This window comes from Methylosinus sp. KRF6, from assembly GCF_018887255.1.
GTDB lineage: Bacteria > Pseudomonadota > Alphaproteobacteria > Rhizobiales > Beijerinckiaceae > Methylosinus > Methylosinus sporium.
Genome location: NZ_JAHLJF010000001.1, coordinates 2113151 through 2128733 on the forward strand (window position 1 = coordinate 2113151; position 15583 = coordinate 2128733).

The window sequence follows — 15583 nt, forward strand, 5'->3', positions numbered from 1 at the left end:
TCGTTCGCTGCTCGTTGGCAGCGCCGCCGTCGATGGCCGCTTTATAGGGCCACCCTCTCCAAACTGTCAACAAGCGGTTTCGAGAATTTTCACGAAACCGTCGTCGAAGCCATAAACCCTCGGAAATCCGGGCGATTCGTCGGTGGATAACTTCAGCGCCGCAATTGGGCCATAATGCGCAGGCTTCGTTTTGCAGCTTCGGGAGCCGCTCCCGAAGCCGCCCATCGAAGCGCTCCGCGTCTCAGTCGTTTATCGAACCCGAAAACGGATCGGCCGCCACTCAATGCCCCTCGATGCGAACAGGCGCCTCGCTCACGCTCTGGCGGAGGTCGATTGGACCGACCTCGGCGATCAGCCGGCCATAGAAGCGGACGGCCAGCGACACTCGCCGCTCGACCGCCGTCGCGTTTCCGTCCGCTGGCTGTCCGGCACTGTGCTCACCGGCCTCTCCGGCGCTCTGCTCATCAGTTCGGCGGCCTATACGGCGCTCGACCATCAGTCCCGTTTCGCCGAGGCGCCGACCCGCGCGCAGATCGGGCGCAAGGACGAGAGGGACGCTCAGGTCGTCAATCCCAAGAAGGGCGACCGAATTTTGCGTTCGGTGGATATTATCGCGGCCAAGCAGACGTTCAAGACGACGACGACGGCCCGCGCCGGCGACAAAGAAGTGATGCGCACGCGCGCCTATACGCATGTGGCGACGACGCTGACGCTGGCGCCGACAAGTTTCGCCGAGGAAGTGCCCGCCTTCAATCCGCTGAAGCTGCTGGCGGACTCCCGCAACGCCACCGATAGCGCGGCAGAGCCGGAGATAGCGCCCGACGACGCCGAGGTGTCTTTCGTCACCCGCGATTTCGCGAGCGACGAGACCGAGCGGCAGAGCGCGGCGCTGTCGCTCGAGGAATGTCGGGCGCAGGTCGCCGAGCAGGCGAAGACACAGCTCGCGGCCGGCGCCAAGGCGGCGCTGCCCCTCCCCGGGCAATTGCTGCTGTCGCGCACCAGCCGCGCTTCCCTCGATCCGCAGGCCCTCGCCTACGCCACGACCGGAGCCCCTTCGGTCACGGCGCCCTTCTCGGCCATAGAAGTGCGCATGGTGCCGGAAAACGTCACCATCGCGCCCCGCTCGGCAGGGCCGCAGCCGACGCAAATGGACGAGAAGCTCATCGTGCTGCGTCGCGGCGAGACTCTCGTCGACGCGCTCGTCGCCAATGGCGTGCCCAAGGCGACGATCGGCGCGGTCGCGGCGGCCTTCGGCGGCAAGCGCGTCGAGACCGCGGCGCGCGAGGGCCAGAGGATCAAGCTGCTGTTCGCCGATTTCGACGCTTCCGGCGCCAATCTGCAGCTCGCCCGCATCTCCATCTATGCCGACGACCGTCTGGAGACCATGGTGGCGGCGACCGACCGCGGGGCCTTCCTCCAGGTGACGGCGCCGGCCAATCTGGCCAAGGTCGGTCGGCGCGGCGCGGCGAGCATAGACGAGGACGGCGGCGAAAGGGACGACGATCCCGGCGCTATGCGCCTTTATGATTCGCTCTACGAAACAGCGCTGAAGCAGGATATTCCGCGCCCCATCATCAATGAGCTCGTCCGCATCTTCGCCAGCGATCTCGATCTGCAGCGCGGCGTCAATGGCGGCGATTCGCTCGACGTCCTCTATGACGAGAACGAGGAAGGCTCGGGGCGCGAAGCCCTGCTCTACGCATCCATCACCACGCGCAACGAGACGTTGCGCTATTATCGCTATCAGACCGGAGACGACGGGCTCGTCGATTATTACGACGAGAACGGCCGCTCGAGCCGCAAATTCCTGGTGCGCAAGCCGATCGCCGCGGGCGAGACGCGATCCGGCTTCGGAATGCGCCGCCATCCGATCCTCGGCTATTACAAGATGCATACGGGCGTCGATTGGGCGGCGCCGATCGGCACGCCCATTCTGGCGGCCGGCAATGGCGTGGTGGTGGAGGCCGGATGGCACAGCGGCTACGGCCGCCGCGTCGAGATCCAGCACGCCAACGGCTATTCGACCGCCTACAATCACATGTCCGGCTTCGCGCGCGGGATTCGCGAGGGCACCCGCATCAAGCAGGGCCAGATCGTCGGATTTTTGGGCTCGTCCGGCCTCTCGACCGGCCCGCATCTCCATTATGAGGTGATGGTCAACGGCCATTTCGTCGATCCGATGCGCGTCAAGCTGGCGCGCACGCGCGAGTTCGACGGCCGCCTGCTCGCCGATTTCAAGCGCGAGCGGGATCGTATCGATCAGCTGATCGCCAAGGCGCCGAACAATCCCCGCATCGCCACGCAGCAGGGGCGCTGAAGGCTCACGCCGAAGCGTCGCCGCGTCGCCACAGGGCGGCGGCGAAAGCGCCGAGCAGGATGACCGCCAGGATCAGGAACAGCGCCGATTGCTTGAACCAAGCGATGGCCGGCACTGCGACCGCCATGGCGAGGCCGAGCACGGCGATGTCGAAGGAGACATGAATCCCGGCGACGAAAGTGCCGAGCGCCAGCAGCAGCAGCAGAGCGAGCCCGGTCGCCGGCGCATTGAGGAAGCTGTTCACGCTCGGCCATAGAACAATGTTCATGGCGACGAGAAACGCCGCCCAATGCAGCGCCTGCGTGCGCGCCAGCGCGAAACGCGCGCCGCGGTCGCTCGCCTGACGCCAGCCGATCACGACGCAAGCGACGCCGATGGCGACGCCGAGAAACTCCCAATAGCCATAGAGAGGCTGCTGGGCGAGGCTCGTATAGGCGACGCCGAATATCGCCAGAACCAGGACGATGAGATAGGGCGCCTTGCGTTTCAGCCAGGAGCCGATACGCGCCACGGCCGCCTGCTCTCCGAATTCCGGCGCGACGCTATAATCGTTCATCTCGACCCCTACCCTAATTGCGCCTCACCGAACAGGAACGCGCCGCCGCACGCGAAAGAGGCTGCGATGCGTGCGCGGGCCGCGCGCATGGCTGCGCGGGATCGCGACACGCGGCGTATGGGACGGGCGCACGAACCGCCGCTCCTGCGCTTGCGCCTCCGAGGGCCCGGCGACGATGAGCGGCGATGCGACGAGCGCCGCCAGCAATCCCATGGCGAAGGCGCGGCGCGAGCAATTCTCGGTCTCACTGTCCATGGTCGCTTCTCCAATTCATCCAAAAGGCTCGACGCCAATTAGCGCTCGGCGCGCGCTCGGCAATCGCGCCGCCTTCGGCGCGGAGCTTTATTGCCGCGAGGCTTCGCAGGAGACGTTTTCGAAAGACGGCGGCGCTCTACCTGTCCCCGAGAGCGTCTGCGCTCGCGACAAAGGGGGAAGCGATGGGAGAGCGAGCGGCCGATACGGCGGCGGTCATCGTCATCGCATTCGTGATGCTGGCGGCTTTATCGATCGGCCAGTCCGTGCTGGAGCCGGTCGTCTTCGCGCTATTCATCATCGCGCTGCTCTGGCCCTTGCAGCAATGGCTGCAGACGATGACACCGCGGCCTGTGGCGCTGCTCCTCAGCATTCTCATCGCGCTGGCCGTGATGATCGCTCTGTCCTCGCTCATCGTGTGGAGCGGCGGCGAGATCGTCGACTGGTTCATCCACAATGTCGAGCGCGTGAAAACCTCATTCGAAAATGCGACCAAATGGCTGGAGGCGCACGATATTTTCGTCGCGTCGCTGGTCACGGAGCATTTCAGCGCGGCTTGGGTGCTGGCGATGATCCGCGCCGCGGCGACGCGGATCAACATATTCATCGGCTTTGCTCTGGTGGTGCTGATCTATGTGATCATGGGCCTCGCCGAAGCCGGCGGATTCGAGAAGAAGCTCGCCGCCTCGCGCAGCGAGGAGACGGCGCGCTCGCTGCTTCACGCCGGGGCCAGCATCGCTCAAAAGCTGCGCCGCTACATGATGGTGCGCACTGCGGCGAGCCTCGCCACCGGCGCCCTCGTCTTTCTGTTCGCGCTGGCGATCGGCCTCGATCGCGCGGCGGCCTGGGGCGTGCTCACCTTCGCCTTGAATTATCTGCCCTATATCGGCCCTGCGGTGGCGACGCTGCTGCCCGCGCTCTTCGCCTATGCCCAATTCGACTCGGGCCATGCCGCGCTTCTCGTGCTCGGCGTTCTGAGCATGGTCCAGCTCGTCATAGGCAGCGGGCTGGAGCCGGCCTTTTCGGGCTCGGCGCTCGCAATGTCGCCGACGGTCGTCGTCTTCTCCGTGCTGCTGTGGACCTTCCTATGGGGCCTGCCGGGGGCCTTCATCGGCGTGCCCATCGCCATCGCCTTTCTGACGCTCTGCGAGCAATTTCCATCGAGCCGCTGGGTCGCCGCGCTCCTCTCCGACAAAGGACCGCCGGACAAGGATTGAGGGTCTCACGCCAGCCCGACCATGGCACGCACATCGGCCGGCGTCGCGCCTTCCGCCCGCAGCTCCCGCAACGGCTTGGAGAGCCGGCTCTTGGCCAGCTTGCGGCCGTCCTCGTCCAGCACCATCGCATGATGGCGATAGGCCGGCGCCGGCAGGCCGAGCAATTCCTGCAGCAGCCGCTGAATGCGGGTCGCCTCGAAGAGATCCCTGCCCCGCACGACATCGGTGACGCCCTGGAGCGCATCATCGACCACGACGGCGATGTGATAGCTCGTCCCTATATCCTTGCGCCCCAGCACGACGTCGCCCCAATCCTGCGGCGGGGCGACGATCACCTTTCCATGCTCGCGCCAGGAGACCTCGCCGCCGACGAGAGCCGCGGCCTTCGCCATATCGAGCCGCAGATTGGCGCCGGCGCGCGCGAGCCCCTTGCCGCGGCAGGTTCCAGGATAGAGCGGCGCGCCGTCGAGATCGCGCCCAGTGCTCGAGCGGGCGATGTCGGCGCGCGAGCACACGCACGAATAGAGCAGGCCCAGCGCGTCGAGCTCTGTGAGCGCCGCGGAGTAGTCCTCGAGATGCTCGGACTGGCGGCGGACCGGCTCCTCCCAGGACAGGCCGAGCCAGGCGAGATCCTCATAGATCGCGGCCTCGAATTCCGGCCGCGCCCGCCCCTGGTCGATATCCTCTATCCGCAGCAGGAAGCGGCCGCCCTCGCGCCGCGCGAGATCGAAATCGAGCAACGCAGAGAAAGCGTGGCCGAGATGGAGATAGCCGTTCGGCGACGGCGCGAAGCGAAAAATTTTTCTCGTCCCGTCCCCGCTCATTCGCGCGTTCCGCGTCAGCCGGCGAGCGCCGCCTTCTCCTGCACGATGGCGCAGGCGGCCGCGAAGGCTTCCTCTATGTCGAGATCGGTGGTGTCGAGCCGCGTGGCGTCATCGGCGATTTTCAGCGGCGCCGAGCTGCGGCCGCTGTCACGCTCGTCGCGCCGGCGGATGTCCTCGAGAATATGCGCATAATCGACGCGCTCGCCGCGCGAGGCCAGCTCCAGCGCGCGACGCTGCGCGCGCTTCTCGGCGCTGGCGGTGACGAAGATTTTCACCGCGGCGTCGGGACAGATCACCGTGCCTATGTCGCGCCCATCCAGCACCGCGCCTTCCGAGCGCGAGGCGAAGCTGCGCTGCGCCTCGATGAGCGCGGCGCGCACCTGCGGAATGGCGGCGACGACGGAGGAGGCCTCGCCCAATTCGCGCGAGCGCAGCCGCGCCTCGTCGAAATCGCAGAGCGCGAGGCCGCGCGCCGCCTCCACAGCGGCGCGAATATCGTCGAGCGGCCGCCCCTCGTCGATGAGCGCGCAGGCGGTGGCGCGATAGAGCAGGCCGGTGTCGAGATGCGGCAGGCCGAAATGCGCCGCGAGCCGGCGCGCCAGCGTGCCCTTCCCCGAGGCCGCCGGCCCGTCTATGGCGATGACAAGTCCCCGTTCAGGCAAAGCGAGCCCCCAGCCCTTCCATCAGGGCGCGAAAATTCGGAAAGCTCGTAGCGATCATGCGATCGTCGTCCACCACCGCAGGCGCGTCGGCGCCGAGCCCCATGACGAGAAAGCTCATGGCGATGCGATGGTCGAGATGCGTCTCGACATTTCCCCCGCCTTTCACGCGGCCAGCCCCGCCGCGCACGATGAGATCATCGCCGACGATCTCGCAATCGACGCCATTGGCCTTCAGCCCCGCGGCGATCGCCTCGAGACGATCGGACTCCTTCACCCGCAGCTCGGACAGCCCGCGCATTCGCGTCTCACCCTCGGCGAAAGCGGCGGCCACCGCCAGTATCGGATATTCGTCGATCATCGACGGCGCGCGCGCCGCCGGAACGTCCACGCCCGCGAGGCGCGAGGCGGCGACGCGAATATCGGCGACCTCCTCGCCGCCCTCCTCTCGGACGTTCTCGAGCGCGATCCTCGCGCCCATCTCGGCGAGCGTGGTGAGGAGCCCGCAGCGCAGCGGATTGGTCATCACCCCTTCGACCACGATCTCCGAGCCCTCGGCGATCAGCGCCGCGACAATGGGGAAAGCCGCGGAGGACGGATCGGCCGGCACGCGCACCAGGCTCGGGCGCAGCTCGGGCCTTCCCTCCAGCGTCACCTTGCGCCCATGCTCGCCATAAGGTTCGCTGACGACGCGGGCGCCGAAATGGATCAGCATTTTTTCGGTATGGTCGCGCGAGGCCTCGGTCTCGATGACCACAGTGCGGCCCGGCGAGTTGAGCCCGGCCAGCAGCACGGCGGATTTGATCTGCGCCGAGGCCACCGGCGTCTTATATTCGATCGGCAGAGGCTCGGCGGTTCCCTGCAGCAGAATGGGGCAGCGTCCGCCTTCCGCCTGCTCCAGCACGCGGGCGCCCTGCAGGACCAGCGGATCGAGAATCCGGCGCATCGGCCGCTTGCGCAGCGAGGCGTCGCCATCGAAGCGCGCTTTGATCGGATGGCCGCCGACGACACCCATCATCAGCCGCGAGCCGGTGCCCGCATTGCCGAAATCCAGCGTCTCGCGCGGCTCCAGCAGCGAGCCGAGGCCCGGCCCGCGCACGCTCCAACTGCCCGGCCCGAGCCGCTCGATCCGCGCGCCGAGCTTGCAGCAGGCTTCGCCGGTGCGCAGAACATCATCGCCCTCGAGCAGCCCTTCGACGCGCGTCTCGCCCACCGCCAGCGTCCCGAGGATCAGCGAGCGATGCGAGACGGATTTATCGCCGGGCGGGCGGCAGCGTCCGGAGAGCCCGCTCGCGCGCAGGGCGCTGAGCGGCGAGGGGGAATGTTCGGCGTCGGTGTGCAATCTGGCTCGATCTCCGGCCGCGGCGCCGTTTCCCATGGCCCGCGCGGCATCGGCATATACAACGCGCGCCGCCGCGTCACAAATGCCGCGCGCAGGCGACAGCGCAGACGGCCGCGAGCCCCCCAGGGTTCCGAATTCAGGCTGTGGAGCAGACACGATGGCCACGTAGGAAACGCTTGCCGAGATTGGCTCGCACCTACAATGTCAGTCTGCGGACGACTGGTAGGCTTACAATAGGGGTCACAATGCGCGACGTTCTAAAGGTCCAAGTGCCAAAGTCGCGCATAATGGCGATGCCAGCGCGTGAGCGAGCAATGTTTTTATTACTCGGATACGCGGCAAATCAGGTTGCTCTCTACACGAAAATTGCAATCCTATCGACTAACTACAACTCCTCCGATTCTGTTGAAAACACTCTCTCAGCTGCCCAAAGCGTCATGATTCTTCGAACTGTCGCGGGTGTACTGCACGAAACATGGTCTGGTGTAATCACTAAACATTTTTTGAATTCGCCAGAAGGACGCGTATATGTTGACGCAATGGATAATCAGGGGAAGGAAGCGCTGGACAAGCTCAAAAAGCTCTTCGGCAAGTCTGGTTTGTTGGCCGCCATCCGCAATGATTTTGCTTTTCACTACCCAAAGGGCGAGGAGATCGAGGCAGCTTGCCAGCTTGCGGCGGCTTATCCAGAAACGGATGCAGATTGGGATTGGTATTTTGCACGATCCGGCTGGAACTCATTTTACTTTCTAAGTGAGATTATCGTCATGCACGGCGTTTTACAAAGCGCCGGATGCCACAATTTTGCGGATGCACAGAAGCGCCTTCAATCGGATATGCGGACAGCTAACAATGAAATGGTGACGTTGCTTCAAGGTTTGATTGCGGCCATGTGGTCAAAAAATGTAGCGAACGAATATGAGGCAACTGTTGTCGCAAAATTGCATAACGCGCCTAATTTATTTGAATTCTCACTGCCCTATTTTTTTGACGTTCCTGAGGGGGATTTACCCCCAGGTTAAAAATTGCATCCCACCATCTCGTAAATGGTGGGTTCCGCCACCCACCTCCGCCCATGAAGGGCGCGTTTCTCGGGTCAGGGAGCGCGGGCGGGGGGCGGCTCCATCTGGGATGGCGACCCCGTCCATGGACAGGCAGCGCGTCGCCGGACGGCGTTCTTCTCCCGTCCATAGGGAGAAAAAAGAACCGTTCGTGATCCCAGGCCGTCGGACTCGATCGCGTCTTGATCGAGAAACCCCAGGATTCGCGGGTTCGACCAAGCCTCGGGATGTCGACGAGAACGACAACCGCGTTTCGGGACGCTCTGGACCCGGATGATTTCCTCGCGCACCGGCCGAAGGGGCCGGAGCGTCCCGAACCGCCCTTCTCCCCCCACGCCGCGAGGCGCCGGGGCGCGCCCGCGCGGGCTGAATTCGTTCCTAGCCGCGCGTCATACCGTTTCCGGCGGATCGCTTCGCGCGGCGTTCGCCGCCTTCCTTCTCCCCGCTCGCGGGGAGAAGGTGAGGATGAGGGGCTCGGGGCGCCTTTCGTCCGTGGCTCTCGCCCCGAGCCCCTCACCCCGGCCCTCTCCCCGCAGGCGGGGAGAGGGGGGAACGCGCCCCGAAGAGCTGAAAGCGCTCATCAGAGCGCGGTCGATGATCGGTCCCCGGCTTCACCCGGCGCGCCACCTCCGGTCAAACGGTCGCGCCAGCGCGCCACGAAAGCGTCGAAAGACGCGGAATCGGCGAAGATCACATCGACATGCCACTCCACTGTCTCGACGCCCTCGTCCCACAGCCGGCTCTCCTGGCGCCAATGAAAGGACGGCCAGGCCGGGTTGCGATAGGCGGGGCTCGCCGGATAATCCGGCGGATGCAGCGAGGGACGGCCGAGCAGCTCGATCAGCCATTGCATGATCTCGGGCAGAAAGGTGCAGCCGAAAGAGACGCCATGGCGATGAACGCGATGCACATCGCGCAAAATACTCTGCTGAATCAAAGCCAGAGCCGGCGGCTGATCGGTCGCGCGAAACTCTCGCAGCGCCAGCAGCCGAAAGCCGCGATCCAATAATTGCGCCGGAACGGCGCGCACGTCCCCGGCTCGCTCGTGCTCGTGCATCGCGACCCTGCAAAATGCTCGGCTGTCCCGGCGGAGGCCGAGACGCGCTCTCCGCACGCAAGCGCCATGCCCGATCCCCAGAACGATCGGATGAAAGACAATAATCCTCCCCCTCATGCTGAGGAGCGCCCGAAGGGCGCGTCTCGAAGCGCGAGGGGGAGCTCCAGATGGCCGCGCAGGAAGGTTCCCTCGTCCTTCGAGACGCCGCTTCGCGGCTCCTCAGGATGAGAAAACCTTCACCCGAGCGCCCTGCCCCGATCCCCAATCCTCGAGCCAAAAAAAAAGCCGCCCGGACGAACCGGGCGGGGGAGGAAGTTTCACACCAACACGCGGAGAAGAGTGAAGAGAACCGCGTGAAGTTATTTTCGGCTCAGAGCGTCGCTCCGGCCGCGAAGCGCGGGATCACCGGGCCGCCGATCTCGACGCCGACGCGATTGCCCGACGGGCTGAAGAAGAACAGCAGGCCGCCGAATTGGCTGTCCGTGTCGTAGGCGAGGTCCGAAAGGCGCTCGATGTCGAAACGGGCGTCCTGGACGATGACCGTCAGATCGCGGGTTTCGCCGGGGGCGATCGGCGTCTCGTCGCTGACCGAAAGGCCGCGATCGGCGAGCAGATATTCGGGGAACTGCGGCCGCGTGGTGAACACCGCGGGATTGAGGAAGCGCAGGCCCGCCGTGGTGAATTCGCCGATCTTCACCGGCTCGGTTCCATTATTGGTCACCCGCAGCTTCACCGACAGCTCGCGGCCGGGGACCGTATAGGAGCCGCCCTTGAACTGCGCCGTCACAGTGGCCGGAGGCAGCGGAATCGGGTCGATGCCCTTCAGCAGGCCGGCCTGCATCGGCAGAGTGCGCGGGAAGGCGCTATTGGCCCAGGCGTAGCCGAACAGAACCGCCAGCATGGAGGCCGCCAGCCACAGGCCGCCGATGCGCTTCTCACGCGTGGTGATGAGATCATTGGCCTTGCCGGCCTTCACCCACCAATAGCGCACGATGAGGCCCTTGGTCATGAACCAGTAGAGGATCCAGACCGCGGCGGCCGCCATCCAGGCGAAATGATAGATGTAGGTCCAGGTGATGCCATAGGTCTCGAGATCGATGGTCGAGCCGTCGAGCAAAGTCACCGGATTGGTGAAATTCGCCATATCGCCCTTGATGGTGATCCATTCGCCGGGGCCGACGATGGGTCCGCCGCCTTCGACATTGACCTGCACATGGACGTGGAAACGCCCTTGCCGGCGGGCTTTGAGCACCAGCTTGTACTCATAGTCCTTGCCGACTTGCAGCGAGAAGGAGCGCGGCGCCGGCACGTCGCCGACATAGGCGCCTTTGCGGATCAGCACCGGGCCCGGCTCGCCGACGTTCAAAAAGGCGACGTCCGGCTTGGCGACGGCCTGCGGCCAGCCGGAGAAGACGTGCACCTTGCCGGACAGCACCATCTCTTCGTTGACGTTGACCTCGGTCTTCGACCATTTCACATCGTACCAGTTGAGCGTGCGCATACGCAGAAAGGCCTGCTGCGAGCGTTCGCCATGCGCCGATGCGGGCGTCGCCGCCGGCAGAGTTGTCGCGGCGATCGCCGCGGCGAGGCCGAAGGCCAGAGCGCGCAGCGCCCGCGGCCTCACGCATCCCGCCAGTGTCGCGAGGAGCTTGTTCATCATTTCGATCGGTCTCCCTTTTCCTTGTTTTCTCGGCCGCGCCGCCGCCATTGCGACGATGAGGCCTCTTGAAATTCTTGCGATCTCTTCGCGAAGCGGGCCGCTATTTGCGCCGGTCCGCCTCGCGCTGGCGAATGTCCGGGATCAGATTTCGTCGGCGTCGATATATTTGGTGTTCGAGAACCAGGTGCCGATCTTCCACCACAGGAAGTAGATCAGCATGGAAATGAAGGCGGAGAAGAAGGCCGCGACCGGAACAACGTCCTTGCCGAAGGTGCGCAGCGTGCCGCGCTCGACCATGCGGATATATTCCGGCGTGCCCGTGCGGACATAGTTGAAGCCGATGAGATCGGCGAGCGTCAGCAGCACGCCGTCGATCTCGGCGGACTGGTGATATTGCGCCAGCACCGGCCAGTTGATCGGATAGAACAAGAGGCCCCAGCCCATGGAGCCGACCAGCGCCGTCACCAGCCAGCTGCCCGACATCATCAGCACCACGTCGAGCCAGAAGCCCATGGGGATGAGCGCCGACGGGAACACGAGATTGATCGGGAAGAAGGTCCAGCCCCAGAAATTGTCGTAGCGGTTGATCCATTCGCCGACGAGCAGCGCGAGGCACGCCACCGTCGCGCCGATCGGCAGACGGAACTTCTGCCACAGGAAGGATTGCACCGCGGCGGCGAAGCACATTGCGACGATGGGCGCCACCGTCGGCCACATGCGGCGATCCTTGAAGTCGATCCAGAAATCCCAGTCGCCGGCGAGCAGCATATAGTGGATGTGGAAGGAACCGAGCACCACCGCGAATAGAACGACGAGGAGAATCCAGTCGGTCAGCATCACGCAGCCGAGAAACTCCTCCTTCGATTTCCATGCCTTTCCGGCGGGCGCGCCGGCCTCTGTGGAAATGGACATTTTGCTTTTGCTCCTCGAGATTGTCGCCTCCCCGGCGCATCTCGCGCCGGATGTTTTTTCTGCTTGCCCCGCCTCCGTCGCGGCCGCGCGAGAGACACGGCCGCTCCGGGAGGAAGGGAGCGCGCTTTCGCGCGAGGGATCAGAGAGAAAGGGCGTCCTGCTCATATTCCTTGGAGAGCTCGATCACGCGATCGAGCACCTGGCAGGCGGTGCCGAAGACGGCGAGCGCGAACCAGCCGAAGAACACGAAGCCCCAATGCAGCGGCGCCGTGAACAGCTCCTCCATGAACCAGAAGGTATGACCCCACTCGTTGAGGCCGATGTTCGGGAAGATCATGAAGGGGCCCGCGAAGAACAGCAGGAAGGGCAGAGAGATTTTCTTCGCGAATTGCGGAATGCGCGTGCGCGCATACATGAAGGCGCCCCAGCCGGCGATGATGTAGATCGGATAGCTGAGGTAGAACTCCAGAATATGGCTCGGCGTGAAGTCGGTGTCGCGAATGACCGTCTGATGCCAAGTGCCGTCCTGCTCGGTGAAGTAGGAGGCGCCCCAATAGACGGTGAAAGCGTAGATCGCGAGCCAGCCGATCAGCGTCAGCAGACGGCGCATCTCCTCGCGCGGCGCGACAGCGTCGATATTGCGGTCGCGCGTTTTCCAGAGATAGCCGCCGATGCCGCAGAAGGCGATGAATTCGAGCGGCAGCTCGGTCCACATCAGATTGAGCCAATAGGTCTGAAATTCGGGAGCGAAAGAATCGAGGCCCGCCTTCCAGCCGAAATACTGCTCATAAATGCGGATCGCCACATAGAAGACGAAGAGACAGATCATCGTCCAATAGGCTGGCCAGTAATTGACGATGGTGTCTTTCTCAGCGGCCCGGACGGATCCGGCCGCTTTCTCTGTTGTCAGGCTCATTGTCGTTTTCCTCCTCTTTGAAAGACGTCATCCGTTCGAGACGGTCTCCCGCCGCCCCGTATGACGCCTCTTCTCCCTATGGCGCGGTTCCTCGCGAGACCCTTTTTCCCTCGGCCGCGCGACGCCGGGCGCGCGAGGCCGGTCGCCGGACCATTTCCGCGCCGCGCCTCTTTGCAGTAGAGCCCGAAAGCTCTTCGCAGCATCGGAACCTATCATGTCGAGCGCAGCAGTTGTCAATTGATCATAAAGAATACATATGCGACATTATGCTGCATATACTGCATTAAATACTTACACGACGTCATAATATGATATTTCATATTATAAAAAATGAGACACCACGACTATCTGCAGAATTTTAGCTGCACATTTGAATGATACTAGCTATCAAAATATGAGATTTATTTATTTTCTAAGTACTGCGACATTGTGACGCCCACATATTCTTATTGTGACTCGGCTCGTCTTGGATCAAGAGAGAGGAGCGCGCCCGTCCACGAGAGGCGGCGATCGACCAATCAAAAACGGGAGGAGCAAGCTCACATGCTGCACAAAGTCCAAGAGCTCAAATGGGTCGTGCTGTGGATTCTCGTCACGATCTTCGTATTCGCGATCTTCATCCCGACGGTGAACAGAGCGCTCAATCTCTGACCGCATCGCGCATCGCGCTTTGGCGCGCTCGTCCGGGCCTCGCTCTAGAGCGGCCCGGACATAGCAGCCCCCGGACACAGCCCTTTGCCGCGCCTCCGCCCTGAAGAGCAAACGACTACGTACGGTTATGCGATCCACTGAGTCGGCGAAACTCTACGCTGCGACATTATGTAGCAAGACTGCGACTATTCGATTCGAGGTCGCCGCTTTTGCTATTTTGAACTGTTCCAATTCCGTGAAACTTCGTCGAAATGCGCGGTTTTCTTGGGATTTCGCGCCGCGAGCCGCGCGAAGACACGGCCTCGGCGACGCAGAGCCCGCCGATCTCGCTCCACGAAGGCGTGCAGCCTGTGCAAAATCGAACATTGTCTTCGGTTTTGTAATCATGAGAAAAAGTGCCATGCGGCGACGCGCGCGGCGACAAAACGGGCGAGCGCGCGAAGCTCGAGGTTCAGTCTGCACGAGGAACGCCTGGAAATGAGCGGAAATGTTCTCGACCCCGACCATCCCCGCCTGGCTCCGGCGCCCGAACGCAAGCTCGAGACGTCGATTGGACGCGAGAGACGCAGCCGGCGCCCGGATGAGAATCGCCATCGCGAGGAGGTCATTCGCGAGGTGCTCACGCGCGAGGGCGAACGCCTGTCGCAAGAGGTCATTCGCAAATTGACGAGCGATCTCGGCGTTTCCCGCGCCACCGCCTATCGCATGATCAAGACCTTCCGCAGCTGCGGCGCCGTCACCGCGCCTATGACGCGTCCGGTCGGCCGTCCCAAGGGCGCGCGCGTGCTCGATTCGGCGCGCGAGACGCTCATTCGCGACGCCATAGAGACCTTCTATCTACAGCCCTCGCGGCCGAAGTTCAGCCAGCTCGTGCGCGAGATCGCAAAGCGTTGCCTGAAGGAGCGGCTGCCGGCGCCCAATTGGCGAACCATCAAAGCGCGCGTGCACGATATCGACATTCAGACGCGTACGCGGCGACGCAGCGAAACCGAATAGAGCAAACAGCGGCGAGCAAAGGTGCGGAAGAGATCAGAGGCCACACGGCCGCTCGAGGCCGTTCAGATCGATCACGCAAAAGTCGATGTGATGATCGTCGACGAAGACGCCGGCCGGGACATCGGCCGGCCCTGGATCACGCTCGGCGTCGACGCTTTCACGCGTATGGCGACGGGCTTCTCGCTTTCTTTGGCGCCGCCCACGCGGCTTTCGGCGAGCTTTTGCATTCTCCATTCCGTCTGCGAGAAGACGCGCTGGCTGGAGGAGCGCGGAATCGGCTTCGAATGGCCGGTCGCCGGATTGCCGGAGACGATCCACGTCGATTCCAACAGCTTCTTCGGTCGCCGCGCCTTTGTGCGCGCCTGCCGCGAGACGGGCATAGAGACGATCTGGAGCGAGCCCGCCGGCGCGCGGTATGGCGCGCATATAGAAGAGCTGGTCGGCAATCGCCTGGGCTGCATCCCGCTCGTCACCAACGTCGGCCCGATGGAGCGCGGCGAGCGTGATCTCTATGTGGGGCCCCATGCGCAACGCCTCACTCTGAGCGAGCTCGAGAGCTGGCTCGCCGCCGAAATCGCCGGCGTCTATCATTGCCGCAAGCATCGCGATCTTTGCCGTGCGCCGCTGACGCTGTGGCGCAAGCATATGCGTTCCGATCTGCTGCGAATGCCGCTCGATTGCGTGAATTTCCGCCTGTCGCTGCTGCCGGACGAGGAAGGCGCGCTGGCGGAGGACGGCCTGCATCTCTTCGGCCGCCTCTATTGGTCGCGCGCGCTCGCCGATGATTTCGCGGCCGGGCGCCGGCGCATCGAGGCCCGCTATGACCCGCGCGACCTCTCGCGCATTTTCCTGCGCCGCCCTTCGGGCCGATTCGTGAAGGCGCGCGAGATGCGGCGTTTCGAGCCGCTGCGCGAAGACGAATCGGATTTGGGCGCGCTCGCCGTCGCCGCGACCTCCGATCGTCGTGCGGTAACGACGCGCCGCGAATCGACCATTGCTCCGCCTTTCGTTTCTCCCCTCTGCGAAGATGCGCCGTCGAGCGACCTCGACTTATGCGAGGACTCGGCCGGCCGCTCCTTCGTGACCAGTGAAGCGGCGACGCTATGCGTGCGCAAATGCGCCGAGGCCTGCCCTTTCACATTCGCCGATCGCTGAACGGAGAG

Annotated in this window: 14 protein-coding genes; 5 read left to right on the forward strand and 9 right to left on the reverse strand. The window is 63.9% G+C overall.

Translation table 11 applies throughout. The features are described 5' to 3' along the window. Positions 1–283 precede the first annotated feature (283 nt). The gene (locus KP010_RS10195; RefSeq protein WP_142864781.1) at positions 284–2317 is read left to right on the forward strand and encodes a M23 family metallopeptidase; all 2034 of its coding nucleotides are present in this window, start codon (positions 284–286) and stop codon (positions 2315–2317) included. A gap of 4 nt (positions 2318–2321) precedes the next feature. Here KP010_RS10195 and KP010_RS10200 read toward each other — a convergent pair whose 3' ends face one another. Together KP010_RS10200 and KP010_RS10205 are read right to left on the reverse strand one after the other, a co-directional pair. Beyond that, a complete protein-coding gene (locus KP010_RS10200; protein ID WP_142864782.1) occupies positions 2322–2873 on the reverse strand; it encodes a hypothetical protein in 552 nt (183 codons plus the stop codon). Positions 2874–2897: 24 nt separating this feature from the next. Further along, positions 2898–3128 carry a hypothetical protein gene (locus tag KP010_RS10205; RefSeq protein ID WP_142864783.1) on the reverse strand — a complete coding sequence of 77 codons (231 nt, stop codon included), beginning with the start codon at positions 3126–3128 and terminating at the stop codon, positions 2898–2900. Positions 3129–3310: 182 nt separating this feature from the next. Here KP010_RS10205 and KP010_RS10210 point away from each other — a divergent pair, with 182 nt between their 5' ends. Beyond that, positions 3311–4342 carry an AI-2E family transporter gene (locus KP010_RS10210; protein WP_142864784.1) on the forward strand — a complete coding sequence of 344 codons (1032 nt, stop codon included), beginning with the start codon at positions 3311–3313 and terminating at the stop codon, positions 4340–4342. 5 nt (positions 4343–4347) lie between these two features. Here KP010_RS10210 and gluQRS read toward each other — a convergent pair whose 3' ends face one another. Genes gluQRS through aroA form a run of 3 tightly spaced genes read right to left on the reverse strand, consistent with a single transcriptional unit; the run spans position 4348 to position 7203 of the window. Beyond that, on the reverse strand, positions 4348–5166 hold the full coding sequence (gene gluQRS, locus KP010_RS10215; RefSeq protein WP_166145893.1) for a tRNA glutamyl-Q(34) synthetase GluQRS: 819 nt from the start codon (positions 5164–5166) through the stop codon (positions 4348–4350). Positions 5167–5180: 14 nt separating this feature from the next. Continuing rightward, positions 5181–5828, reverse strand: coding sequence for a (d)CMP kinase (gene cmk, locus KP010_RS10220; protein WP_142861449.1), 648 nt, complete (start codon positions 5826–5828; stop codon positions 5181–5183). Further along, entirely contained in the window at positions 5821–7203 is a 1383-nt protein-coding gene (gene aroA / locus KP010_RS10225; protein WP_216280837.1) for a 3-phosphoshikimate 1-carboxyvinyltransferase, read from the reverse strand. The genes cmk and aroA overlap by 8 nt, the downstream gene beginning before the upstream one ends. Positions 7204–7412: 209 nt before the next feature. Here aroA and KP010_RS10230 point away from each other — a divergent pair, with 209 nt between their 5' ends. Continuing rightward, on the forward strand, positions 7413–8189 hold the full coding sequence (locus tag KP010_RS10230; protein WP_216280838.1) for a hypothetical protein: 777 nt from the start codon (positions 7413–7415) through the stop codon (positions 8187–8189). A gap of 619 nt (positions 8190–8808) precedes the next feature. Here KP010_RS10230 and KP010_RS10235 read toward each other — a convergent pair. From KP010_RS10235 to amoC, 4 genes are all read right to left on the reverse strand, one after another. Then, positions 8809–9258, reverse strand: coding sequence for a hypothetical protein (locus KP010_RS10235; protein ID WP_246659668.1), 450 nt, complete (start codon positions 9256–9258; stop codon positions 8809–8811). 397 nt (positions 9259–9655) lie between these two features. Then, entirely contained in the window at positions 9656–10942 is a 1287-nt protein-coding gene (gene amoB, locus KP010_RS10240) for a bacterial ammonia monooxygenase, subunit AmoB (protein ID WP_185966378.1), read from the reverse strand. Positions 10943–11086: 144 nt separating this feature from the next. Then, positions 11087–11857 (reverse strand): bacterial ammonia monooxygenase, subunit AmoA, encoded by a 771-nt coding sequence (amoA, locus tag KP010_RS10245; protein WP_174800257.1) that lies wholly within the window; start codon positions 11855–11857, stop codon positions 11087–11089. Positions 11858–11996: 139 nt separating this feature from the next. Further along, on the reverse strand, positions 11997–12773 hold the full coding sequence (gene amoC / locus KP010_RS10250; RefSeq protein ID WP_108917548.1) for a bacterial ammonia monooxygenase, subunit AmoC: 777 nt from the start codon (positions 12771–12773) through the stop codon (positions 11997–11999). A gap of 1128 nt (positions 12774–13901) precedes the next feature. On the opposite strand from amoC, the gene KP010_RS10255 reads away from it, so the two are divergent. After that, the gene (locus KP010_RS10255; protein ID WP_108917547.1) at positions 13902–14420 is read left to right on the forward strand and encodes a transposase; all 519 of its coding nucleotides are present in this window, start codon (positions 13902–13904) and stop codon (positions 14418–14420) included. Positions 14421–14441: 21 nt separating this feature from the next. Then, positions 14442–15575: a Mu transposase C-terminal domain-containing protein gene (locus tag KP010_RS23290; protein ID WP_108917546.1), complete on the forward strand. Its 1134-nt coding sequence runs from the start codon at positions 14442–14444 to the stop codon at positions 15573–15575. The last annotated feature ends 8 nt before the right edge of the window (positions 15576–15583 follow it).